The organism is Flavitalea flava (genome assembly GCF_054461575.1).
In genome coordinates this window covers 22265-29344 of sequence record NZ_JBTLQH010000063.1, presented here as the reverse complement: position 1 = coordinate 29344, position 7080 = coordinate 22265, and the positions used below count along the sequence as shown (strand labels likewise).

Annotated in this window: 6 protein-coding genes; 2 read left to right on the top strand and 4 right to left on the bottom strand. The window is 45.7% G+C overall.

Annotation, left to right across the window (positions count from 1 at the left end; genetic code table 11):
• Positions 1 to 69: 69 nt before the first annotated feature.
• Genes ACX0G9_RS29385 through ACX0G9_RS29375 form a run of 3 tightly spaced genes read right to left on the bottom strand, consistent with a single transcriptional unit; the run spans position 70 to position 2433 of the window.
• Positions 70 to 525: a cupin domain-containing protein gene (locus ACX0G9_RS29385; protein WP_459068562.1), complete on the bottom strand. Its 456-nt coding sequence runs from the start codon at positions 523 to 525 to the stop codon at positions 70 to 72.
• Complete coding sequence (locus tag ACX0G9_RS29380; RefSeq protein WP_459068561.1) at positions 522 to 1895, bottom strand: porin family protein; 1374 nt, start codon at positions 1893 to 1895, stop codon at positions 522 to 524. The genes ACX0G9_RS29385 and ACX0G9_RS29380 overlap by 4 nt, the downstream gene beginning before the upstream one ends.
• Complete coding sequence (locus tag ACX0G9_RS29375) at positions 1888 to 2433, bottom strand: RNA polymerase sigma factor (protein ID WP_459068560.1); 546 nt, start codon at positions 2431 to 2433, stop codon at positions 1888 to 1890. The genes ACX0G9_RS29380 and ACX0G9_RS29375 overlap by 8 nt, the downstream gene beginning before the upstream one ends.
• Before the next feature lie 252 nt (positions 2434 to 2685).
• Here ACX0G9_RS29375 and ACX0G9_RS29370 point away from each other — a divergent pair, with 252 nt between their 5' ends.
• Complete coding sequence (locus tag ACX0G9_RS29370) at positions 2686 to 4866, top strand: glycoside hydrolase family 31 protein (RefSeq protein WP_459068559.1); 2181 nt, start codon at positions 2686 to 2688, stop codon at positions 4864 to 4866.
• Positions 4867 to 4931: 65 nt separating this feature from the next.
• Positions 4932 to 6338, top strand: coding sequence for an alpha-L-fucosidase (locus tag ACX0G9_RS29365; RefSeq protein ID WP_459068558.1), 1407 nt, complete (start codon positions 4932 to 4934; stop codon positions 6336 to 6338).
• Here ACX0G9_RS29365 and ACX0G9_RS29360 read toward each other — a convergent pair.
• Complete coding sequence (locus ACX0G9_RS29360; RefSeq protein WP_459068557.1) at positions 6248 to 6754, bottom strand: cupin domain-containing protein; 507 nt, start codon at positions 6752 to 6754, stop codon at positions 6248 to 6250. The genes ACX0G9_RS29365 and ACX0G9_RS29360 overlap by 91 nt on opposite strands.
• Between the last annotated feature and the right edge of the window lie 326 nt (positions 6755 to 7080).

The window sequence follows — 7080 nt, the reverse complement described above, 5'->3', positions numbered from 1 at the left end:
GGATGGTCATATTTTGCCGGTGAAAATGACGATCGGTCGTTCTTCATCCCCCGACTAAAGTGGTTACGATTATTCCTTATGATTCGCCGGGGCCATGGTCAAAAGGATAACGGATTCTTCCAACGCGATTAAAGAATGCTGAGCTTCGTCATGAAGGGTCAATAAGCCGATAGTCTTCAGCATGACTGTTTTTTTTGCTGTAAACAGTTTGGCTGATCCTGTCAATATTTGTACACTTAACAAATTTCCGGAAGGGTGAAAATTCAGTTCTGACTTCGTCTTTAGTACAATGAGTACGATTCTCAATTCGCTACTTTTTAGCAGCGTAAGTGCGTTCCGGTCGCCATTTTTCCAGGCATCCTCAATTTTGAGTTTATTGACGAGCTCCCCAAAATCGAAGACAAGTAACTGATCGTCCATCAGCCTGTCGGGCACGTGGCAGGGCCACGCATTTGCATTGAATTCACTTTTCATAATGGTAAAGATACCATTAAAGCGGTTATGGGGATGTTTGAGGTGTTTCATCTCCGTTGCCTGTTCCGGTTGAAATTGTACCTGAGACCAATGGACAATCCAAGTGTATTGAATTTCTGGCTGAAAACCTGGTGCTGATTTGTCATATCAGTTGTTCGGTACCGATAGTACGGTTCTGCAAACAAGGAAAATTTTTCATCAAGGGTATGTGTAAAACACAAACCGAGGTATAAGCTAGTTCCTGTATTTTGCCGGTACAGATTGCCGTTGGGTGTCGAGTAGGACCCTTTAGACCAGGAATAAGCATTTAAAATTACCCCTGCGTTGATGGCCATTTTAAACCGGTCGTTCCCCATTTCATAGCCTATTAGTAAAGGAATGTCCAGGCTTTTTAATTGCCTGTCTCCGGAAATGGTGACCAGTGTATCGGATTTGCTGAGTTTTATATTTATCTGGGAATATTGAATTCCGATCTGGCCGGTAAAATGGCTGGTAAATGATTTGCTCACTTTAAGACCGGCCGTATAAGATAATTGTCCTTTTTGCAAGAGTTCAGGACCCGGAGCATTGTTAGGTGTTATAGATTGGAAAGGCGCATCTGGAGAGATATAAACTTCCAGGTGCCAGTTTTTTCCATTATGGAAAGGTGTTTGGCTGTCCGGAAACGATTTCCGGTGGTCCAGGCTATCTCCTTTGCGGTTGACATTATCCTTTATGAAGGTGGTTTGAGTTAGCTCTTTTTTGTTTTCGGTCAGGGTTGAATCCAGTTGATAAAGACGGGCCTTATCCACGGGGTAGGAGGAGGTTGAATAAGCGCCATGATTATGACGGATCTGCGATGCTTTTTTTGAAGCGAATGAAATATTTTGTTTGGTTTGATCAATATTCGGTTGATCGGTTTTTGGCTGATCGATATTTGGCTGATCGATATTTGGCTGATCGGTTTTTGGTTGATCGATAAAATATTGATCTAAATTAAATATAGATGTATTGCCTTTATCCGTAACTGCCTCAATTGAGTTTTTCCGGTTGGAATAGAGTTCGTGGAAATTTTTAACCGTCTTTACGTTATTATTGTTACTCGTGTTATTATTTTTTTTATTATTCGTGTTATTCCCGTCATGCGTATCCTTCCCGTTTTTCGGGTATTTCCCTGGGTTTGGATTATAAGTCGGAAATTCAACACGGGAGAGCGTATTTTCCCGGATCTTGCTATTTCTTTTAACCGCCCCGACCAGGAAATAAGCACCGGCCAATCCCAGTACCAGGAGGGCAGGGCCAATAATGCGCCAGGGCCAGAAAGGAAACGGGTTACGATTTCTATCTCTTTGCCGTATCCTTTCCCACATATCTTCAGGAATCTGAGAAGTATGACCCAGAAGTTTGTTCCTGAAAAATTCATCGAATTTATTTTCAAGCATATCCTTTGGGTAGTTTTTGCAGTTCCTTAATTTGGGTTTTCAAAAGACCCCTTGCCTTGGACAATTGACTCCTGCTTGTTCCAGGATTGATATTCAACAGTTTTGCAATTTCATTATGATCATACCCCTCCAGGGCATATAGATTAAATACTACGCGATAGCCTTCGGGCAGGTTGCCGATCAGCTTTAATAAATCTTCTGCATTAAGATTGGTCAGGGCCGGGGAATCTATGGATTGACTTTCCTGGGTACTTTCGTCGATCGCTGAATAATGGATCTTTTTGCTTTTAAGTTTGCGTAATGCGGTATTGATCACAATACGCTTGATCCATCCTTCCAGAGGACCTTCAAAACGGTATTGATTTATATGCGTAAATACTTTAATGAAGGATTCCTGTAAAATGTCTTCCGCTTCCTTCTGATCGGGAAAATATCTACGGCAAACGGTCATCATAATACCGGAGTATTGGTCAAAAAGTCTTCTTTGGCTTTTTGACTCTTTTTTTAAACATCCTTTAATCAGTTCTTGTTCTGTCAATTCCTGGGGAGTTAAACTAGTTTGATTAAAGGAGAGTCCTGCCGGTTCGGAAACGTTGCCTGAATAATAAAATTAGGGTTTTGTTAGGGAAAGAAGGGGCTTATGGTGATGAAAATAGTGGGCAGAAGCCGGTTTTTAGTTAAAGTCTTTAACAATAAGCGGAGGGAGTCCACGCCAAAATAACTTAACGGTTGGGTAATCCAGGCTATCCTGCCTAAAGAAAAATTGTGATCTTGCCGTAAATTGAAAATTATGAATGTCAGCCCCCGTTCTTGTTTGCTTCGGAAAAGTTTTTGCAGTTTATTGTTGACCGGCCTGTTCTTTTTTTATGCAGCCACCGCAGCCGTCGCCCAGACGATAAACTGGATACAGGTAGAGCCAGGTATCTGGAAGGCCACGGTCGGCCAGCCGGAAGCCTATGATCTGCTGACAGCTTCCGGCGCCACCCCTTTTGAGGCGGGTTTGAAAGGTATGAGCAGCCCTGATTTTCCGCTTCCGCAGGAAGAGATCGTCGCCAGGATCACGGATGGGAAAACCTATCTGCAATTCCCCCTGGAAAAAAAGGAACAGCTCTATGGATTTGGCCTCAATTTCCAGACGGTCCATCAGCGGGGAAAGATCCTGCAATTACATACCGATCATTATGGGAGCGAAGACAACGGAAGAACGCATTCTCCTACACCTTTTTATGTTTCCTCCAAAGGTTATGGGGTTTTTATCAACTCGACCCGTTACCTGACTGTTTATGCGGGTAGTGGTGTGCGTAAGGATGGCAGGAATCCTCCAAAGGTCAAGGACCGTAATACCGATAAAACATGGGAGGCCCATCCGTACTCGGATGCCGTTGAGATCCTGGTTCCGGCGCAGGGAGTGGATATCTATGTATTTGCCGGACCTACACCGCTGGAAGCAGTCTGCCGGTTTAATCTGCTGAACGGCGGAGGCTGTCTACCTCCCCGCTGGGGTCTGGGTTTTACCCAAAGGGTACAAAGACTGTATAATGCCGCCGATGTAAGCAAAGAAGCTTCGGCTTTCCGTTCGAAAGGTTTTCCGCTTGATTTTATAGGACTCGAGCCGGGCTGGCAAAGTAAATCCTATCCCTGCACTTTTGAATGGGATAAGACCCGTTTCCCGGAACCCGCTACGTTTGTCCGGTCCATGCTCGACAGCGGTATACGGCTTAATTTATGGACGAACCCCTATATCTCTCCCGAGGCGCCCTTCTATAAACTGATATTGCCTTATACGGCCTCCCATACGGTCTGGAATGGATTAATTCCGGATCTGACGATTCCTGCGGCGCGGGATCTTTTTTTCGGGCAATTGAAAAAAGACCAGATCGATATCGGCGTCAGCGGGTATAAGATCGACGAGGTGGACGGCTATGACAGTTATTTATGGCCCGATGTAACCACTTTCCCTTCGGGATTAAGTGCAGAACAAGTGCGGCAGACCTACGGAGTTCTGTTACAACGGTACAGCACAGAACTTTATCATGCGAAAAACCAACGCACCTTTGGTCTCGTGCGTGGTTCCAATGCCGGCGCCGTCTCTTTTCCCTATGTCATCTATAACGATTACTATAAACACGAGGATTTTATCACAGCACTGATCAACAGCGGTTTTGCAGGAGTACTTTGGACTCCTGAGGTAAGGGCTTCCAAATCAGGGGAAGAATGGTTAAGACGTTTTCAAACGGTCATCTTTTCCCCAATGGCGATGATCAATGCATGGGCCAGCGGGACCAAACCCTGGTCATATCCTGAAGTGGCCGAAAAGGTCAAGCAGCTCGCCCTGCTGCGGATGAAAATGATGCCCTACTGGTATACATCATTTGCCCGGTACCATTTCGAAGGCATACCTCCCTTCCGCGCGGTAAACCTGGAAGAAGGCTTTTCCATGGAGTGGAAAAAAGATGGGGCGAATAAAAACCTGGAAGAGAACCCCTATGAAGAAGCGGTGACCAAAGAGATCAAAGATGAATATATGGCTGGAGAATATCTCCTGGTAGCTCCTTTATTCACCGGGCAAACCAGCCGGAAAGTAACGCTGCCAAACGGAAAATGGTACGATTTTTATACCGGTCAGTTTGTCGGTGACGGGCAGGTGATCACCGTTAATCCGGGCCTGGATAAAATACCTGTATTTGTAAAGGACGGCGGTATAATACCGATGATGCCCCCACTTTTGCATGCGCCGGCAGCCGGAACAAAGACCGATCTGGAAATCCGTCATTACGGAGAAAAGCCCGGAATCTACCGGCTGTATGATGATGACGGGGAAACGTATAATTATGAAAAAGGAGAATTTTCCTGGCGGGCCATACAGGTAACAAAGGATAAGAACGGCCGGTGGAAAGGCAGCATCTCCGCTCCCGAAAATGATAAACCCAATACGGTGGGAAATATTACCTGGAAATTTATGGGGAAATAAACATTGCCAAACTTTTGCCAAACTTTTGCCAAACTATTGCTAAACTATTGCCAAATCATTGCCAAATGAGAAAGATCCTTTTACTTGTTGCCCTGAGTTTTTACGCCAGTACTTTTTTATGTGGCCAGACAGATACCGCAAGCCATGACGAACGGATGAAATGGTGGCGGGAAGCACGGTTCGGTATGTTTATCCATTGGGGAGTGTATGCCCAATTGGCTGGTGTATACCAGGGGCACGAACAGGCAAGGGGCGGTGCAGAATGGATCATGAACCGGATGAAGATCCCGGTTGCGGAGTACCAGGCATATGCCAAAGCCTTTAATCCCGTGAAGTTCGATGCCGACCAATGGGTAAGGGCCGCAAAGAATGCGGGGATGAAATACATCGTTATCACGGCCAAACATCATGACGGTTTCGCCCTTTTTCAATCGGCCGCCAGTCCCTGGAATATCGTAGATGCCACACCCTACGGAAAAGATATACTGAAACAACTGGCTGCCGCCTGTAAACGTCAGGGGATGAAACTAGGTTTTTATTATTCCCATGCGCAGGACTGGAATAATCCTGGCGGATCCGCTGCCCGCAAACCGATGCGGGAAGGATGGCCAAACCCCGAGAGCGCTAAGATCGATGCTTATACTGAAAGCCACAACGGCCATTGGGATCCAGCCCAGGAGACCGCCGATTTTAACCAGTATATCGACAGGGTATCGGTACCGCAGGTCAGGGAACTGTTATCCAATTACGGAGATGTGGCTGTACTCTGGTGGGATACCCCAACCAATATGACAGACTACGCAGCCCTGAAATTACAGGCCTTGTTAAAACTTCAGCCTGCTATCATTACCAATGACCGGCTTAAACGACCCAATTTTCAGGGCGATACCAGAAGTCCCGAACAAAAGATACCGGGCCTGAACGAATTGGATGGCAAGGATTGGGAAACCTGTATGACCATGAACGGAACCTGGGGTTACCGGACAACGGACAATAAATGGAAATCGCCGGAGACCCTGATCCGTAACCTGGTGGATATATCTTCCAAAGGCGGTAATTATTTACTTAATGTCGGCCCTAAACCCGATGGTACTTTTCCGGAGCAAACTGTGCAGATCCTTAAGGAGATCGGAGCCTGGATGAAGATCAATGGGGAGGCCATCTACGCTACCGGGGCCAGCCCGCTGGGTCCATTATCCTGGGGACGCTGCACAAAAAAAGATACAAAAGACGGGACTATACTTTATTTGTCGGTATTCGACCTGCCGGCCACCGGAAAATTGATCGTACCGGGTTTGAAGAAGGAAGTCAAATCTGCCACCATATTGGATGGCGGGAAGAAATTAAAAACCGGAACGGCAGGAGGCGGTCCTAAAGGCGATCATGGAGGCGATCTTATTATCGAGCTGCCTGCTATTCCTGAAACATCCGCCGCAAAGATGGTTACCGTGATCAAACTGGTCCTGGATTGAAAATTTATTTTCTGGTAACCAGGTGATACTTCCCCATAGATCTGGATCCCTCTTCTCGATTTTTCCAGCAGTACCTTTAACGGATTGTTCTCCGGCAGTTCCAGGAAGGTCTTTCCCCAGAAATTCTCACCGAAATGGCAAACCCTTACATTGATCTTTTCAACAGGATCCTCTTCGTTATCCTTGTCTTCAAATCTCCATTGGTGGGGCAGATTGGATCCTACCAATACCAGGTCTCCCGATTCAAAAGGTTTCATACTGTCGCCTACGAATTGGGTGCCTTCTCCCTTTTTAAAATGGATCAGTTCAACTTCCGGATGAAGATGCCAGCGGGTATTAACGTAGGGTACCTGATCCTGCCGAATGCTGAAAGAATGCCCCGGCTCCCTGCAAACTTTCACTAATTGAGGTCTCATGATGGCAAGGTTTAAATAAATGAAGTCAATTTAGTAATGTCAAATTGAGCAATTTGTAACTATATTGATCATTTCCTGCCTTCTTTATTTACGGAAACGTTTCCGTGACTTTCGAAAAAAATGGTCTTTGGGGTGATGACTTTTTCCTCCTGTTTTATGTACGGCCGGGCATATGGGTTGATGATTATTTTCCCAAAATTTCCCCACTTTCCATTCTGTTTCAGCCATTTTACCCCTTCAGATTACCCAGGTAGGTGTCTTTTTGCTTTACGGGATTCTGGCATCATTTGCGTATTACCATAAAAGAATCATTGCCTGATCTATCA

Excerpts from the sequence above, each read along its gene's own strand:
- ACX0G9_RS29385 (WP_459068562.1), bottom strand. The coding sequence starts at position 525 with ATGAAACACCTCAAACATCCCCATAACCGCTTTAATGGTATCTTTACC.
- ACX0G9_RS29380 (WP_459068561.1), bottom strand. The coding sequence starts at position 1,895 with ATGCTTGAAAATAAATTCGATGAATTTTTCAGGAACAAACTTCTGGGT.
- ACX0G9_RS29370 (WP_459068559.1), top strand. The coding sequence starts at position 2,686 with ATGAATGTCAGCCCCCGTTCTTGTTTGCTTCGGAAAAGTTTTTGCAGT.
- ACX0G9_RS29365 (WP_459068558.1), top strand. The coding sequence starts at position 4,932 with ATGAGAAAGATCCTTTTACTTGTTGCCCTGAGTTTTTACGCCAGTACT.
- ACX0G9_RS29360 (WP_459068557.1), bottom strand. The coding sequence starts at position 6,754 with ATGAGACCTCAATTAGTGAAAGTTTGCAGGGAGCCGGGGCATTCTTTC.